General features: G+C 40.7%; 13 protein-coding genes. 7 read left to right on the top strand and 6 right to left on the bottom strand.

Annotation, left to right across the window (positions count from 1 at the left end):
• Positions 1-304: 304 nt before the first annotated feature.
• Together EA772_RS14205 and EA772_RS14210 are read right to left on the bottom strand one after the other, a co-directional pair.
• A complete protein-coding gene (locus EA772_RS14205) occupies positions 305-1,102 on the bottom strand; it encodes an N-acyl homoserine lactonase family protein (RefSeq protein ID WP_124913785.1) in 798 nt (265 codons plus the stop codon).
• Positions 1,103-1,138: 36 nt separating this feature from the next.
• Positions 1,139-1,780 carry a Crp/Fnr family transcriptional regulator gene (locus EA772_RS14210; protein WP_124913786.1) on the bottom strand — a complete coding sequence of 214 codons (642 nt, stop codon included), beginning with the start codon at positions 1,778-1,780 and terminating at the stop codon, positions 1,139-1,141.
• Positions 1,781-2,610: 830 nt separating this feature from the next.
• Here EA772_RS14210 and EA772_RS14215 point away from each other — a divergent pair.
• The 4 genes from EA772_RS14215 to EA772_RS14230 all read left to right on the top strand — a co-directional run bounded on the left by EA772_RS14215 (position 2,611) and on the right by EA772_RS14230 (position 5,561).
• Entirely contained in the window at positions 2,611-3,027 is a 417-nt protein-coding gene (locus EA772_RS14215) for a single-stranded DNA-binding protein (RefSeq protein WP_124913787.1), read from the top strand.
• A gap of 3 nt (positions 3,028-3,030) precedes the next feature.
• Positions 3,031-4,116 carry a DUF932 domain-containing protein gene (locus EA772_RS14220; RefSeq protein ID WP_124913788.1) on the top strand — a complete coding sequence of 362 codons (1,086 nt, stop codon included), beginning with the start codon at positions 3,031-3,033 and terminating at the stop codon, positions 4,114-4,116.
• A gap of 244 nt (positions 4,117-4,360) precedes the next feature.
• Entirely contained in the window at positions 4,361-4,903 is a 543-nt protein-coding gene (locus tag EA772_RS14225; protein WP_124913789.1) for a GNAT family N-acetyltransferase, read from the top strand.
• 199 nt (positions 4,904-5,102) lie between these two features.
• Positions 5,103-5,561: a RadC family protein gene (locus tag EA772_RS14230; protein ID WP_124913790.1), complete on the top strand. Its 459-nt coding sequence runs from the start codon at positions 5,103-5,105 to the stop codon at positions 5,559-5,561.
• Positions 5,562-5,637: 76 nt separating this feature from the next.
• Here EA772_RS14230 and EA772_RS14235 read toward each other — a convergent pair whose 3' ends face one another.
• The gene (locus EA772_RS14235; protein ID WP_124913791.1) at positions 5,638-5,889 is read right to left on the bottom strand and encodes a hypothetical protein; all 252 of its coding nucleotides are present in this window, start codon (positions 5,887-5,889) and stop codon (positions 5,638-5,640) included.
• Positions 5,890-5,907: 18 nt separating this feature from the next.
• Positions 5,908-6,816: a peptidoglycan-binding protein gene (locus tag EA772_RS14240; protein WP_124913792.1), complete on the bottom strand. Its 909-nt coding sequence runs from the start codon at positions 6,814-6,816 to the stop codon at positions 5,908-5,910.
• Between the two features lie 231 nt (positions 6,817-7,047).
• On the opposite strand from EA772_RS14240, the gene EA772_RS14245 reads away from it, so the two are divergent.
• Positions 7,048-7,839 (top strand): response regulator transcription factor, encoded by a 792-nt coding sequence (locus tag EA772_RS14245; protein ID WP_124913793.1) that lies wholly within the window; start codon positions 7,048-7,050, stop codon positions 7,837-7,839.
• A gap of 82 nt (positions 7,840-7,921) precedes the next feature.
• On the opposite strand, the gene EA772_RS14250 is transcribed toward EA772_RS14245, so the two are convergent.
• On the bottom strand, positions 7,922-8,575 hold the full coding sequence (locus tag EA772_RS14250) for a hypothetical protein (protein WP_124913794.1): 654 nt from the start codon (positions 8,573-8,575) through the stop codon (positions 7,922-7,924).
• Positions 8,576-9,253: 678 nt separating this feature from the next.
• Entirely contained in the window at positions 9,254-10,921 is a 1,668-nt protein-coding gene (locus EA772_RS14255; protein ID WP_124913795.1) for an alpha/beta hydrolase, read from the bottom strand.
• 998 nt (positions 10,922-11,919) lie between these two features.
• On the opposite strand from EA772_RS14255, the gene EA772_RS14260 reads away from it, so the two are divergent.
• Positions 11,920-15,204, top strand: coding sequence for a patatin-like phospholipase family protein (locus EA772_RS14260; protein ID WP_124913796.1), 3,285 nt, complete (start codon positions 11,920-11,922; stop codon positions 15,202-15,204).
• Between the two features lie 152 nt (positions 15,205-15,356).
• The gene (locus EA772_RS14265) at positions 15,357-16,091 is read left to right on the top strand and encodes a hypothetical protein (protein WP_124913797.1); all 735 of its coding nucleotides are present in this window, start codon (positions 15,357-15,359) and stop codon (positions 16,089-16,091) included.
• Positions 16,092-16,564 lie beyond the last annotated feature (473 nt).

Raw genomic sequence — 16,564 nt, forward strand, 5'->3', positions numbered from 1 at the left:
TGGAAACGTAATCAGATCGGTAAATAACGAAGACAATATTTCTCATTATGCACTATTATGTCCCACCATTACCAAAATTTCCAAGGTGTAGGAGCGAAAGTTCTGTGTGAAATTCTATTATGGACATCCGGGTTAGTATCAAGAGAGCTCTCAAATTGACATTTGCCAACGTCAAAACCATGAATTGATCCATTTTCTAAGAAATGAAAACTGGAATCTATTCTGATAATAGTATTCACTTCGCAGATAGTAGTTTGCTGGATTTCTTAGGATTACATTTACCACAGGCATTATTCTCACGCTATCAGAATTCTATGATATGGGGTTCTACATTTGGGTCGTGATTAGCAATTACTTCTATACAATTTGGCTTTTCGCTCATTTGTTTAACCCATTTCAGTGATTCCATTGCTTTTTTATTGTTGGTCAACATTCCTGGCAAAATCATTTCCTCCCATGATTTTTTGGAATACCCAGTATCTGCGCATAGTAATACAAATTTACCATTATTTTGAACAAGCGTAGATGCCATTCCATTGGTATGCCCAGGTGTATTTACGAAAACCACCGATCGGTCGCCAAACAAATCATATTCAGCATTCTCAAAGTCAAAAGTTTCCAAATTAACGTCCCTCCACATGAAAGGCAGGTAGAGAAGAGGATGCTTTTTGGTGTCACGGAGTTCTATGCTGCTTGTCAATACTTTTTTAGCATCTTTTACTAATTTTAACCCGCTGACGTGGTCGGGATGTAAATGGCTTATGAACAAATAGTCTATATCGCTTGTCCGGTAGCCCAGTTTGTGAAGCTGTTCGTGGATCGCTTGCCCTGAAGGTAGGTAAGCTTTGCTCGATAGGCTATACAGCCAACCAAGGTATTTTTTTTGGTCGATTCTGATGTCTGTATGCCAGCCCGTATCAATAAGTATCAGACCTTTAGGGTGTTCGATAAGATAGGCAGATGCGGGAACATTTATTTGATGTCTTTTACTTCGCAAAATGCCGCTATAAGGCATTGGATGTAGTGTGTTCTCGTGAAATGCCGCTGCTTCGTCAAAGTTTAAATTGCCGCAATGCAGAACGTGTATTCGAATTGTACCCATTTTTTCTTTTCTAAAATTATGGCACAAAATTCCATTTTAGTTTCTTGCTTTTCCTGACACATATGTGTCAAATGATTGGTTGGCTAGTTTTTTTCGTATTCGTGTGAGCGATTGTCGTTCAATCCCTAAATAACTGCTGAGATCCGATAAAGATATGCGATTATATAAATTTCGGTAGGTATTTAAGAAATTCATATACCGGGTTTCGGCATTATCGAACAAAAAGCCCTCCATCCGACTTAAAATATTACGATGGACAGTCTCAATCACAATGCGGAAATAGTGTTCCATCTCGGGAAATTTGTCACTACAATCGTGAATATGGCTGTATGAAACATTGATGATAATGGTTGGCTCTATGCATTGGAACCAATATTTGCTTGGCTTTGGTTGATCTAGCGAGGTGCAATAGGTGGCATAGTTTTTTTCAGCTATAAAATTAACGGTAATGTCGTTACACTGACCATCCCTGTAAAATGCCCGAAGTAGACCGGAATGGACATATCCAATTTTTTTTTGAAAAGCATCTGCCTCAATATAAACTTCTTTAGGTTTTAGTTGGGTTATATCTAATCCTTTTTTCCAAAAGTCAAATGCTTCATCGGTTATTTTAGGGCAATGCTGCTTTATTGAGTTACAGTAGGCTTGTATAATTTTGTCCATTATTTCTTCTTGCATTTGTATTGGGCATTTGAAAGCTGATTGGTATTACCCAGATTATATTTGCTAATGATAAACCTTTTCACAGTTGAAATTAAGAAATTATTCTTATTTACATGATGAAAACAGAGAAACGAAATTAACTTAAAATCTGTATGAAAGCATCTGCCATATATCTTTCAACTGGCTTTCAAAATGTTCCGCAGTAGAATTGCACCGGACCGTTCCTTTTGAAAAATCAACTCTGGCTGATAAGATATTAGCAACATTACAATCTACTAGTCCAAGCAACAGCACAAACTCGTTTTTAATTTTGCATCAATGGAAACAGATACGCCTTTGAAGCGGCAGTCTATGAGTATTCTTATCATCCACGGTGTATTTAATGACTAATAAAATCAGTGCTAACCATTTGATTAATTTCATTTCCCGTGTTGAAAAGGTGGTGCATTCCGATTTCATCAATCATATTAATAAACGGTTCCGATACTTCATTCCGATCTCCAATGTGCTGTTCCTATTACTTTGGCTCTCATTAACACTAAAGGAATAACGCCAAACTATAGATCATTGTCTAAGGTAGCCTGGATAAAATCCATAATACTAACCGATCTTTTTATAATATTTTTCAACGAAACGGATAAAAAGGCTGCGAATATCGTGACCGACGCGAACTCGAACGCATAATCAGCCTGCTTCGCATGCCGACCCTTCGGGACTTATAGTTCTTCCCCATTCGCTTTCTCGTTCACGGATCTCTGGCTTTCTTTTTTTTCGTTTTTTCTTTTGAAAAATGTCATTGGAAGGGCGGCTGAAAAGACAAAATAATTTTTACTTAAAAATACCAGATGATGGAAATTACAGGAAGATTGACTGCTGACGCAGTGGTACGGGAGGTGAGCGCCGAAAAAAAAGTTGTGCGCTTTACCCTTGCCGTTAATGACAGTTACCTAAGCGAAGGTAAACGGATTGAGCAAACACTGTTTGTTGATTGCGCGTTTTGGCGAAATTCACGTGCTTCCGAATTTTTAAAAAAAGGAATGCTGGTCCAGCTATATGGCAGGCTAGGAGTGAAGGGATACCTTTCAAAACAGGGGGAGGCCAAAGCGCAGATCACATTTCGCGTTTCGGAAATTAAATTTTTCGACAGTTTGAGCATTAAAGCTGGCGATGCGAAGACAGAGACCGATGCCGAGCCCCAAAATGACGATCTGGACTTTCTGGATATCAAAGATCACAAATATGTTTCAACCTTTAATTTTTAAATCATGGCACATCAAATCAATTACAACGAGCAGACCAAGGGGCACAGTTTTTTTTCGGTAAGGGAAAAAGCATGGCATACCCTGGGTACCGTTGTGGAAAGTTATCCAACTTCATCCGAGGCCATCGCTTTTGCAGGTCTTAATTATACCGTTGAAAAAAGACCATTGTTCACCCTCGACAATGCAAACATGCGGCTTCAAAATGTGACTGATGATGACGATGTTATTTTTACCGCATCTTCGGACATTACCGTACCAAATTATTATGCCACAGTTCGTACCGATAATGAAGACGTGCTTGGTGTAGTAGGTAAGGATTACTGCGTAGTGCAGAATCGTGACGCCTTCTCCTTTTTTGACAGCATTGTCGGAGGTGGCGACGGCATCTTTTACGAGACAGCCGGAGCGTTGGGGAAAGGCGAGCGGATTTTTATTACTGCCAAGCTTCCTTCCTATATTAAAGTTGGCAAAGATGACCTCATCGAGCAATACCTGTTTCTGACCACTTCCCACGATGGCATGGGCAGCATCACCGCCGCATTTACACCGGTCCGGATCGTCTGCAACAATACCCTCAACGCAGCCATGAGAACCGCTAAAAATGTTGTCCGGATCCGGCACTCCTCCGGCGCAGGAGAAAGGTTAAAAACTGCCCATACCTTAATGGGAATTTCCAGCCACCTCGGCGCGGAACTGGAACAACTCTTAAACCACTGGTCAAAAGTCCGCATCAATGATGCTGAAGTGAAAAAACTTATCCAGGTAGCCATGGCACCCAATAAGGAAGTACTCAGGAAATTAAATCTCGGTGCACTGGATGAGGCTTCCACAGTGTATAAAAATATTGTTGATGATGTCTTCAGCTATTCTATGAGTAACCCTTCACAGCTGCTCAAAACCACACAGGGCACACTTTTCGGTGCCTATAATGCGATCACCGGATACTTTCAAAATGTGCGTAAATTTCGGAACGATGAGGCAAAATTCAAATCGATTACAGAAGGGACAGCCAAAGCAAAAGCCCAGGGCGCATTTGATCTATGCATGAGTTTTATGAAAACCGGTGATTTGCATTTGTTCAGCAATTGATCCTGCCAGTTCAGTCAGTTATATTCCGCTGGCTGAACTGTTTTTTATGAGTAAAGAATCTTTTGTAATGGGCTAATTTAGTAGGCGGATTTATCCGGCCGTCCACTGGACGGCCGGAAGCCTCGCGCCCTGCGGACACTCGGCTGTTTCAATTGTTATCTATACCAACCTTGTTAAACCTCATTTTTTTAATTTGCTAAAGATCCGGCTTGAATCTGAAAAGAAGTATTAATTTTATCCCTTTATGCTTTTACCCATCGCTATCAAGCATTCTTCATTAACCGTAAACTCCTTTTCAGCAGAAGATATTTCCCGATATCAGTCACTGGTAGAGGAAGTGCTTGAAATCCGTTCCAACAGCAAAACCCTAAAGTTTTTACCCAATAAAAGAATTAAAAATTCTTCTGAAGCAGGGCACCTGCTTCAAAACATGCTGCTCAACGCATATGTCGGAAGAGGGCAGACCTGCTTCATCAGGCAAAACAAAAACAATGAACTTGTGGGCATCATTGAGATTATCCCCCCGCATGTTGCGCGCGAACACTATGAACTTGAACATTATCCTTATTTTATAGAGTTTTACCTCAAACATCAGCTCACTGGCCGCGCTGTGATGAGCAAAATTCTACCTCTGATTATTCGAACCCTCAATGATCAGGGCATCACTGTAGTCGCCGCTGTGGTCAACCGTGCGAACTTGCCGGCGTTACGTGTACTACGTAAAAACAGATTTACTTTTCAGAAAATGTTTGATCCCTTTCAGGATTTATACATTAATCAGCTGTAAGACTGCAGGTGTTGATACGCTTTTAGGGTTTTGCTGTTGATTCTATTATTCCACCAATTTAAGGTTCTTCTCCGGCACGCAAAAGGAATTTCCGGCATAAACGCTCCTACGGCTTTCCTGCGTATCCAATTTATTCCATTCCTCCTTTTGCTTTGGCAACAAAGAACCTAATCGATGTGCCATAATTAAATCAAATGTTATGGAAAATCAAAAATTCAAAGTATCAGAAATTCAGATCAGCTACAGACCTGACTACAAAATGTCCGAACGCCCACAGATTAATTCATCCAAGCTTGCCTACCAGATACTGCTGCAGACCTGGAATGATGATCACCTGCAGTTCATTGAGGAATTTAAGGTGCTTTTGCTCAACAGACAAAACCGTGTATTGGGCGTAGTACCCATTGGACAGGGAGGACTTTCAGGCGTTATTGCGGATCCGAAGGTCATTTTTGGAGTAGCGTTAAAGGCTTCTGCAAGTGGGGTCATTGTTTGTCACAATCACCCGAGTGGCCACTGTTCTCCGAGCGAGGCTGATATAAAATTAACGCGAACTTTGGTAGCTGGTGGTAAACTGCTCGGCATTGAGGTGCATGATCATATCATTTTATGCCAGGAGGGTTATTACAGTTTTGGAGATGAAGGTTTGATAGATTAACAAAATCTAGATCAGAAACCACCTCGTCCGGCAGTCAATGAATACTAGGTGGTTTCAGCTCGTATGATGTAGCCGGCTACCAATAGATCTCCTGTAACTGTTGATCCTGCACTGCTGAATAGGTGGTTAATGATTTTATTTCTTTTTGAAAATATCGGGCATATTTATCGAAATAGCAACGCCGGTTGAGGATAGTTTCGAGTTTCATTAACCAATATCCATTAATCAGCTTCAGCTTAATGGCAATCAATTCCTGAAATATATACGCGATCGGGCCGAAACAAAAAACTAGTGCTACATCAATTCCTGTTTTCAGATCGTTATTCATAACTAATTTTCTTTAGTTTTATGATAGTTGTTCCCAGGTTAGATCACCCACTACGCCATCGGCTCCTTCTTTGCCGAATACCCCTTGCTGGAAACTAAGTACTGCTTTCAAGGTCCTCTCTCCAAAATCACCATCCGGTTTTCCTTCATAATAATGAAGCTTGGCCAGCTTTTCCTGCAACTCTTTTACGATGTCGCCTTGAGAACCAAATTTAAGTTTTCTGCGCTTTGGGTCTTTGTTGGTACTTATCTGGATTAATTCCCTCGCAGAGACCAGCAAATAAGCGAAAGACTGCTGGCTGCTCTTGTAAATATTTGACTGAAATTTTGCCCAAGGACCCACACCTTTCTCTCTCCCTGGAAGCGTGCAGGCAGGATAACCCATGATAACCTGACAACCTGCACTTGCATAGGATTCTGAATCAATACTCTGAAACCATCCGCTGTGGATATTATCGAAAGGATTCACATACTCTATCCGGTCATCGTTGTCATAGTCCTCATCATCCGTGCTTCGCCTGATTGGATGTGGCGCAGTTTGCCGCAAAGCGGCATGTCCGGTCGGGGATTGCGGTTTATGTACCCCTTTGCGATAATCCCTGTAAAAGCCGGTCATCAAGCAATTTGTTCCCATCCCTTTTTTTAATATGGAGGCACTGATATTTTTTATATGGGGAACTGTGCTTGCCGGATAGGCAGCAATTTCAGCATTTTGAAGATTGTAAAGCAGTATGGTGCACCTTGGGTTTTTGTAATTTAGATCGCTAAGCAAAAGTGTTTGGCTCGCTTTAAAGTCATTGTCATTCGGGACCTGTAGAACTGCGCCGCGAATCCCGCAAATCAGCAATTTTGCATCTTTAGGAATAACAAAAGAATTGTATTCAAGGGTTGTGTTGATTAAGTCTTTGTTGATGGTGAGTGTAGACATTCTAGTGAGGATTTAAATTAAAACTAAATTAGAGATAAGTGTAGGTTGAATAAATAGCTATTTCTTGTCATTTCCCAAATGATGAATTCCTCAATTGTAATTGAGGTGAGGGATACTAGGTAAAGCCTAAATCATTAATACTTTCAAAATTAAATCTTCAATAGCTTTTGGTATTGAGCCTTAATTTAATTACCTTTAAATTAATTACTTACATCCAATATCAAAGGTTAAATGCTCTCAAACAATAAAACCAGTTGGTCAGGTTATCTCCAGTTTCTAAAGGAGGTGGCAGTGCGAGATGAACCAGTGATTATTAACAATTTTAATGATTTCATTCACGCCTGCGGTTATGTTCATATCTTTTTTGGACAGGTAATTCCGCTATTTTATATTCTGGATTACCGAACAGGCCGTTACATCAAAATATCTGGTAATTTTGCCGGATATACCGCTGAAACTTTCGTCAATGAGGGCATAGCCCATACGCTGGAAATATATCAAAGAGACCACTTGAAACTTTTTGATAAAACAATTTTTCCGCAAAGACTTTCCATATTAGCAGAGATTTCCTCCGCAGAACATCAGAATTATATATTTTCCTACAACGCCTGCGTCAGGGCTAAAGACGGAAGCTACCAACATTACTTACAGCGAAGTTGTTTTCTGTCTGACCAGCATGGTAATCCGATTTTTAGCATGGGCATTATTGCCAACCTGAATGGGGAGTTTAAGCGCAATCAGGTCATTCAGACCGTAGAAAAAATCGATCCAACAGGACTTAATCCCTCGACGGTAATTTTCAGGCAGAGTTACCAGGTCGGGGAGGTGGAACGTAGTTTTTCTGCTAGGGAAATTGAGGTATTAAAATATATGTCAGAGGGCTTAAGCAGCAAACAGATTGCCCACAAAATGTTTTTGAGTGAACATACTGTAGTCAATCACAGGCGCCACATGCAGGATAAATCAAGCTTGCCAAATGCCAATGCGCTAATCTGCTATGCGGTGAAATCTGGCCTGATTTAATATCTTCGCATCACCATGATTTGAGTGATTGTTTGTTTAAAAGGTCAAGAATGATCAATCCAGACCTGACCCTTTTTGGCACTTAAAAAAATTTACCTTTTATAAATTGGGCAGCAAATGGACAGCCGCTTCCCCCGTTCATAGTATAGGTGATTTGCTTTTCGCTGGAATTGTCAATTCCTACTTTAACGCCTTCCAACCTATGAATTTCGGCCTCGATTTCTGCAGTATTGCCAGTTGTTTTATCAATGCTTAACACTACACTGTCAGCATAAAATAGCCAGACTGCAATTTCGCAAAACTTGATTTTGTTGGTGTACTTTTTAAAATCCGCATTCTTGAGCTTGTCTAGGTGTGCATTCATCTCTGCCTTCAAAGGGCCACTTACATCTTTTGAGGTAACGCCCTGGAATTTGAAACTTAGTACCTTGGCTGAGTCTATCTTTCCATTTAGATCCAGTTTAATTGTCGGTATATTCAAATCAAGATCTGTGGAATTCTTACTTTTCAGTTCGATGTCCGGTATAAAGGCCTTACTCATCGGCACCTTGGTCAGCTTATCGATCAATGCCTGAGAAGGATCGCCCACCGAAGCCAGGTTTTCATGCTGGCGTTCGAGTCTTTGGTTGAATGTTCCCGCCCAGTCCCAGATGTCGCCCAGGATAATGGTTTCTGCTGAAACTGGCAGTAGGTCAATACCATACTGACGTTCAAATTCTTTTAAGCTAATGCTCATAATGGTGTTTGGTTTAAGGTTCTCCTCTGATTAATACCACCAGATTAAACGAAGTTATCGCGCAGAAAACCTATTGCCAATGGCAACTTCTTGTCATTTTACAGCAGTGTAATTTGGGAATAGCCGATAATGATCAACTCAAACTCTTCGACAAACCTCCACCAATGCAAAACACATAACAAACTCCGTGCACACAGAGTATCTATTTTCATTCTTTCCCTGAACTGGTGGGAATTCCTACTTGGACAAGTTGCAGTTCTTTAAGCGAGGGATTTATGATCAGGTTTGATAATTAAAGGTTTGTTTACGGGTCAGGTTCCTTTATTAATAAAAGTCATCAGGCATTGTTTGTTACTGGATTATTTTTTGGCCTGTAAATCATTAAGCATTCGAAGACGCTCAATTATTACTCGAGGTTAACTGTATTTTATTAAAGATTTTCTTCCGGATTGGGAAAGCAGGTGAAGAATTATGTTATATTTATTCAGTTCTTACATGGTTTAATCCATCCTTGTATGCTGTGTTTTGCAAATTCCAAGACTGATGGTCCCCTCTTTAATTGATAAATAAAAGGTAGCTCAATTGGGTCAAATTCAATATTTCAAAAATTGCTTTTGTTCGTGATTTGGTGTTGATTAGCTGATGGAAAGAGTTAATAATACTGAGTTATCCAAAACCTCACAGCTTAGTTAGTACCTTCCAGATCCCAATCAAATAAAACGCAAGAATCAAGGATTTAAAGTAGGGTGATGCAGGACCTGATTTCCAGAGTAAAATGCCAATGCCCAGTAATATTAATAGAATGATAGCCCATACCAGTAGGGCCGTTTTACCAAGTCTTTTGACCCATACATTTTGTACATCATCTTTCAATGCCTCTGGAATCGAGGGTGTATCGCCAGTGAGTATAAAGTTGGCGATAACCTTCCAGAGATTTTCCTGGATTGCTGCGCCATGTCCACCCTTGACATATTTTAGCTCAATATTGCGTTTTGATGTAAAACCGTCGTGTCCGCCGCTCCCCAGATCAGAAACATTTAGCGTCTGAAATAATTTTGGGAAAATCGCTACAACCCAGTCTCCGGTGGCAACGAAATTTATAGCGGCCTTAACCCGGCCTTTTTCAAATAAGGTATCCCATTTGTAATCATTTCGAACTACGCTTCCTGCAAAAACCACATTTTTAAATCTGCAGCAAGGATAATCTGTCAGCGCCTTAGCCAGCAAATACGTGCCATTGCTATGGCCAATAAACGAAAATTCTGCTTTTGGAAACTTTGCGTAGTTTTCAGTATACTGATCCATTAACCACTCTACTTTTGCTTTTCGGGACACCGGGAGCAAAAAAGGAAGCATCGGAAAATAGCCATAACTGGAAGTCTCGAGTTCGATATTCTGATTGTTCTCCAGGGCAAGAGCCTTAACCTTTCTTGCTACTTTTTGCGTCCAGTAGCCCGCATCTCTTATGCCATGTATTACAAAAATAACATCTGTAACCTCTGGTCTCTGGACTAAAACCGGTTCAGTGAAAGAGGTTTGTGAGCTAGCCATTTCAATCGCGCTCATTGTAAGGGCCTGATGAAAAGCTGAATATCGGGCTATTCCTTTTTCCGATCGATCCATCAGAATTACATCCTTGTGCCCGCTGAAAGGGATATCAAGGTAAAAAAACTTCGCGCCCGTGATCATATCGATGTTGTCCTCGGGAGAGACCAGGTCATCTATTGTCCCAAGCAGCTGTACCACCATTGCTCCGCCAAGACCAGTAACCACACTGTCCTTCTGTAAATCCAGCCACTGCAATCTAAGATCGGTAATAAATGGAGCGCCTTTTTTGAATTTAAATATTAATGGCTCCACACCCATCATGGACAGTATTTTTCCAATTCCAATCCCGATTTCCCAACTCATGGCTTGGAAGAGCGACAAATGCCTGTTTACCGTCCAGCCCCGATTCATACCGGCTAAAAGTATAATCCGATCGATTGCATATGCCCAGCTTTTAATATCCGTGGATTTATTCTCGTATGGATCTGATTTGCCTTTTCCACAGGCACATAAGTAAACTTTTCTGGCCAATATAGCCCCACAGCTATGACCAATGAGGACAATTCTTTTCCCGGGTGTCCATCGTGCATCAATTCTGGTAATAATTACCTCAACGATTTCGACTGGATCCTTACGCGAGAAAATTGGCATGCTCAGTTTGGGAATCAGCACCTCGCAGCCTGAAAAATCTTTTTCGAGCCTGACTTTTATAGACCTGTAAGCTGCCGTGCTGCAGGAATATCCATGTAAAACAATAAAAATATAATTCGAATAATTTTCAGATTTATGGGATGTCATGAGTTTGAGGGTAATTCAGATTGTGGACCAAAAATTTTAAAGAACGGTATTTTTTACACCATTTTCCCAAATTGAGAGATTTGATGCAGCTTAGACAATTTGGTGAGATTAGCGTTATAGCGTTGACGCACAAGGTCATCTATTGTAAAAATACAAATTGTTTTTTATTTCAATTACTTGAAATTATGTAATTATCGATGGGGTTTTTTCTTTAATTCGAAAAAGTTTGGAAAAGATCAGGTGAAGCGAATGGTAGCCTGTGGGTTTGCTGAGTTCAAATAGCATACTATATTGTTTCTAGGGCATAGGAGGACCAATGGTTGAATGTTTCTCCTAAAATTCAACTTCATGATTATCATTTAATATATTTAACTTCCAAAGTTTTTTCCAGTGCAAGCGCTGAGTTTTTATATTCAAAAATATCATCTCATCAGTAAGGATCCCCGATCTATTATTCTGACTGGGATAGGGTCAGAAATTAATAATCAAAGTAGACTTGACAATTTTCACACTGATCTTTTTTTTAAATTCCTCAATTAATGGCAAGCATTCGTGCCATCTCAGGATGCAGGTGTTAGTGATGTTGGAACTCGGCCACTTTTATTCCTTATTTGAAAAATACTTAATTTTAAGTATTTTTATTGTTAACTTGTTCACTTTCTTTTGTTTAATCAAATACTTTACCCTCCTGCAGGCGTGGGATTTGAAATTAAGGTAATGTGGGCGGGAGTTTAGACCAATAATATTCCTGCTTAGGGTGAATTTTCACGCTTTTTCTTTTGATAATAACTTGTTCCCTATTTCTATCATACTTTAAGATTTTATGAGGCGGTCGCCATTTAACTAAGCTCAACCAAAACAAACTAACCATACTCCCTAATGATAAGAATAAACCAACATAGTCCCTAAGCTGATTCCTCATCCAAACTTGTAGAACTTTCCTAACCGTAAGATTTGCTCAATTTTTCATTTATTTTAATCATTTCATCGCTCTGATCATGGATATTGTTACTGATTTAAGTTCCCGTGCTATTTCATTTTTATCCGCTTACAAAGAAATTTGCAACATTCTGGATCTGCAGGACAGCACGCTTGAGTTCAGCAAGGTCAATGCGAATATTCAGAAACTATCCACCGGGGATAACAAAGGTGAAAAGGTAGATAAAGCGATAAAAAGGGCTTGGGAACTTTTTCCCGACGAGCTGAACAATCAGACCGATCATCGCTATTTATCAAGATTGTTTTTGATCACTGAGGGTATCGTGGTACTGGCTGAATATCACCAGGCAAATTTCAAGGAACCATTTCATGTTTTTTTTCAGATTAAAAGTAAATCTGCTGAGCGTTTTACAGAAAGGGTTTTTTTAGAGCAGGATTTACCTGGGGAATGGCGGCAGGGTTTCCGCAAAATGCTTTACGAGCAGCCCTCAAGTCGTCTGTATCTGGTTGAGGTCCTGAACTATATGCCTTACCTGATTATTTTGGCTCTGGAAAAAAAGGTCATTGATATCGCTCTGATTCACCAGCACCAGATTTATAAAAATTTAGAAAACAATGAGTTTTTGCCCTATTGGGATGGTGGCAATATCAGGGAGAAAGCTAATAGTCTTCTTTTGAATGATAGACTTTTAATCAGCACACTAAATGAGAACAACCTAACTGTACCTTTTGAACTGTTGTTTCATGATGAAATGGATGAGGTGTTGAAGTTTTCAGACCGCAGGTTTAATCCTGATAATCCCAGGTCTGTGAAGCGGGATCCTAATGAACTTCCCCATCCCGATCCACTAGCCAGAGCCAGGCATATGAAACTTAAAGGTATCACCTTTTCCGGGGGCGGGATCCGTTCGGCGACCTTTGGGTTAGGGGTGCTGCAAAAACTTGCTAACCTAGGGATGCTTAGGGAATTTGACTATATCTCAACAGTATCCGGAGGAGGGTATATTGGAAGCTGGTGGGTTTCCTGGATCAAGCGACTCGGCTCTTTCAAACAGGTCAATAAACTACTTGATCCGGATATTTCCGGGGATCCGCTAAGTGAAGAGGTGCGCCCGATCCGCTGGCTCAGGATGTACAGTAATTATCTGGCGCCGACAACGGGTATTGCCTCCACCGATTCAGTTACCGCAGGATTGACCTGGCTCAGGAATACCATAATCAACCAGATGCTGCTTGTCATTATGCTTTGCGCGCTCCTGGCGGGTATTTCCCTGGTATATGAAATCTGGAACGGTACCTTTGTGTCAGTTCCTTTCTACAGCCAGGCTTCGATATTGTCTTTCAGTATTGTCTTTTTAGGCGTTGCCGCTTTTTTTACTGGTACTGCAATGAGGATGTACACACCAGGTCATATTAAAAGCACAGCCAGGTTTTCCAATAAGCTCATTGCCAACATTCTGATGGGCTGGGGCATATTTTCCGGGCTGATCATCAGTTCTTGGATTGCTGGTGAAAATTTCCAATCCATTGCCGATAAAACCCCAATATTTATCTCAGTAGCTATTGTCGGATCGCTTTCTATGTTGGGGGTAGCGATATTGGGTAATTATTGGAAAGCGGCCAACACCAAAAAACGATGGGATTACGGAATTTGGCTTGTGATCTCCTCTGCCGCCGCCGGCGCACTGGGTGGATACCTGCTTAAGGTATCATGGGATTTAATTTCATTTATCCAGATCCAGGATTACTGTTACACCAGGTTCAGCAGGTTTTCCGGTCAGCTTGCCTTTATTATTGGTCCACCGCTGATATTGGAATGCTTCAGCCTTTGCGTAGTGGTGCGCATGATGATTATGGGAACGTTATTTCCCGATGAACGAAGGGAGTGGTGGGGAAGAATGGGTGCAGTGATGCACAAGACAATGATTGGCTACATTTTACTAGCTTTTGGAGCACTTATCTTACCCCAGTTAATATTTGTCTTTACCAAACCTTTGGTTAGCCTGGCCGGCGGTTGGCTGGCAATCGTACTCTGGGCGGTGCGAACGGCTTATGCTTCCTCGGCAAATCTCTCAAAAGGCAAATCCGGAATAAAAGATGTTTTAATTAAACTTGCTCCTTATCTGTTTATGGTGATTTTTTTGCTCCTGGGGGCGTATATTTTGGAGGTGCTACAGTTGCTGTTTGATTTGTGGCTTCCCCTGAAAACCCCAGAGGAATGGCTAAAATATTTTCTTTTTTTTATTGGTCTCGGCGGACTGGCATGGATTATCAGTTACCGGATTGGGGTAAATGAATTTTCCCTTCACCATTTTTATCGTAACAGATTGACCAGGGCTTACCTTGGCGCGACCAGGAGACGTACGGATCGCGAAAATACTTCCAATGATTTCACTGGTTTTGATGTGCTGGATGAGTTGCCGATAAAAGATTTGGTTTTCAAGGAAGGATACAAGGGTCCGTATCCCATAATAAATACAGCGATGAACGCTTCTACCGTTTCCGAACTCGATCGTCAGGATCGAAAAGCCGAGTCCTTCACTTTTTCTCCCCTTTATTGCGGATATGATTTCAGTACTACCAGGTCGGCAGCAGAATCAAAGAATGGTATTTTTCAATACGGATATCGGCAAACCCACAAGTATACCCAAGAGGGTGGACCCGGAATCGGGACGGCTATGGCGATTTCCGGGGCAGCGGTAAATCCCAACATGGGTTACCATTCCTCGGCTCCTGTAGCATTTTTATTGACCGTATTTAATGTGCGCCTAGGCAGGTGGATGGGGAATCCGCGTAAAAAAACCTTCGGACGCTCTGATCCAAAAACCGGTTTGGCTTATTTGATCTATGACCTGATCGGGAAATCGGATATTGATAAAGATTATGTATGCCTTTCTGATGGAGGACACTTTGATAACATGGGCATTTATGAGCTGGTTAGAAGAAAGTGTAGCTATATATTGGTGTGCGATGCGGAGGAAGATGAAAAAAGTACCTGCGAAGGACTTGCTAATGCCATTCGAAGGTGCAGAATAGATTTCGGCGTACAGATCCAGATCGATGTAGACAAAATCGTCAGTCGTGATCCCTCGAGTAGGTTCGTAAAACAGCATACTGTTAAGGGGTCAATTTGGTATCCCGGAGATGCTTTGACGCCATCCGGAAAGATAGTCTATGTCAAAACAGCGCTCAGCGGCAACGAAGGAGTAGACGTAAGGGAATATAAAATGAATAATGATAAGTTTCCGCAGGAGTCAACAGGAGATCAGTTTTTCAATGAATCGCAGTTTGAAAGCTACCGCAGATTAGGCTATCATTCAATCAGTAGCCTTAAGCAGTTGTAAACGATTAGTATAATGTAATCTTTGAATAATTTGACGCGATAAGCATCAATCGAAAACGTGAAATTTATAATTGATAAGCTCTGTGTTATTTTTTTTAGTGTCAAAACTAATTTTTATTCCACGCAAAAGATATTCACTAAAACCACACAGTTATGGACGAAGAAATTAAAAAGCGACTGGAACTACTCGAGGCAGCTTCCCATGAAAAGAAACGGGACTTTTGGGACAAGCTTCAAATGGGATCTACAGCTATGATGCCAATCGTAATAGCGATTCTTGGCTGGTATTTCACCAATTCTTATAATGAAAGGCAAATTAGTCTGTCCGAAGTTAAAGCCAGTCAGGATTATAGTTTGGAAAACAGTAAGATGAATGTCGTTCAGGTTCAGCTTATTCGTGATTTCAGCCCCCAGCTTACCGGATCCGATGCAACTGGAAAAGATGTAGCCATAGCCGCTTTGCTCTATGCTGCTCCAGCCTTGGGCAAGTCTGTTGCGGATATCTTCGCGAGAAAGAACCCAGGAAGTGGTTCAGTTGTGGCGGATATTTACCAATCAAAAAGGAGGGATCTAATCACCAGTCTATTTTCAAAGGACCCGGCAAAGCGACTGGAGGCATATGGCGAAATTTCCAACAGCTGGCAGTCTGATGATAAATTTCTGTCTGACCTGATTGGTTATTGCGAGAAATGGCAAAAAACAAAAAATGAACTTATAGATGTCAACAATGGTCTCTATAATAGTATTATCGTTTTCAATGGATTCCCGCTAAAAATTATTAAACCTTTTAAGAAAAGAATAAAGGAAATTCTAGCAGGAATTCCGAGCGGATCTACTAAAACATTAAAAACCGCAAATGAACTTGAGGAAAAACTAAGTAAGTTGTGATGTTACAACAGCATTTTAAGTATTTGTCAAGACCACTATTTATTTATGCTATTAAAACTTTAAGAAGGCATTAAAAATGGATAAAACGTAGTATGTTGACCCAGTCTCACCAAAAATAATTTGCTGTAAAGTTTTGCTTGTCTGCAATTTAATAAATTGGTGGAAAGAGCTCAAATGAAATGGTTTGTGCACTTGACAAACCATTCGAAAGATAGCTTCCGTCTGGGTAAAAATTCATTGAAATTTTATCCGACGAGGGATCTAATATGTATGCTGAAATATTGTACGTCGTTTTTATATCGAACTTCAGCATACAGCATTTGGCGACCCGGCTTGATTTGTTCTGGCGATACTTCATAAGTAGCTATTCCGTGCGCATTAGTTGTGACTGATTTCTTTTCATTAATTATTGCAATTAAACTTATAGCTGAAAGAAAGATATACAGTAGGGGATGAATACTTTCGTTTTGTGA

The organism is Pedobacter sp. G11 (assembly GCF_003860265.1).
Lineage (GTDB): Bacteria > Bacteroidota > Bacteroidia > Sphingobacteriales > Sphingobacteriaceae > Pedobacter > Pedobacter agri.

Coding starts and splice junctions, on each gene's coding strand:
- EA772_RS14205 (WP_124913785.1), bottom strand. CDS start 1,102: ATGGGTACAATTCGAATACACGTTCTGCATTGCGGCAATTTAAACTTT.
- EA772_RS14210 (WP_124913786.1), bottom strand. CDS start 1,780: ATGCAAGAAGAAATAATGGACAAAATTATACAAGCCTACTGTAACTCA.
- EA772_RS14215 (WP_124913787.1), top strand. CDS start 2,611: ATGATGGAAATTACAGGAAGATTGACTGCTGACGCAGTGGTACGGGAG.
- EA772_RS14220 (WP_124913788.1), top strand. CDS start 3,031: ATGGCACATCAAATCAATTACAACGAGCAGACCAAGGGGCACAGTTTT.
- EA772_RS14225 (WP_124913789.1), top strand. CDS start 4,361: ATGCTTTTACCCATCGCTATCAAGCATTCTTCATTAACCGTAAACTCC.
- EA772_RS14230 (WP_124913790.1), top strand. CDS start 5,103: ATGGAAAATCAAAAATTCAAAGTATCAGAAATTCAGATCAGCTACAGA.
- EA772_RS14235 (WP_124913791.1), bottom strand. CDS start 5,889: ATGAATAACGATCTGAAAACAGGAATTGATGTAGCACTAGTTTTTTGT.
- EA772_RS14240 (WP_124913792.1), bottom strand. CDS start 6,816: ATGTCTACACTCACCATCAACAAAGACTTAATCAACACAACCCTTGAA.
- EA772_RS14245 (WP_124913793.1), top strand. CDS start 7,048: ATGCTCTCAAACAATAAAACCAGTTGGTCAGGTTATCTCCAGTTTCTA.
- EA772_RS14250 (WP_124913794.1), bottom strand. CDS start 8,575: ATGAGCATTAGCTTAAAAGAATTTGAACGTCAGTATGGTATTGACCTA.
- EA772_RS14255 (WP_124913795.1), bottom strand. CDS start 10,921: ATGACATCCCATAAATCTGAAAATTATTCGAATTATATTTTTATTGTT.
- EA772_RS14260 (WP_124913796.1), top strand. CDS start 11,920: ATGGATATTGTTACTGATTTAAGTTCCCGTGCTATTTCATTTTTATCC.
- EA772_RS14265 (WP_124913797.1), top strand. CDS start 15,357: ATGGACGAAGAAATTAAAAAGCGACTGGAACTACTCGAGGCAGCTTCC.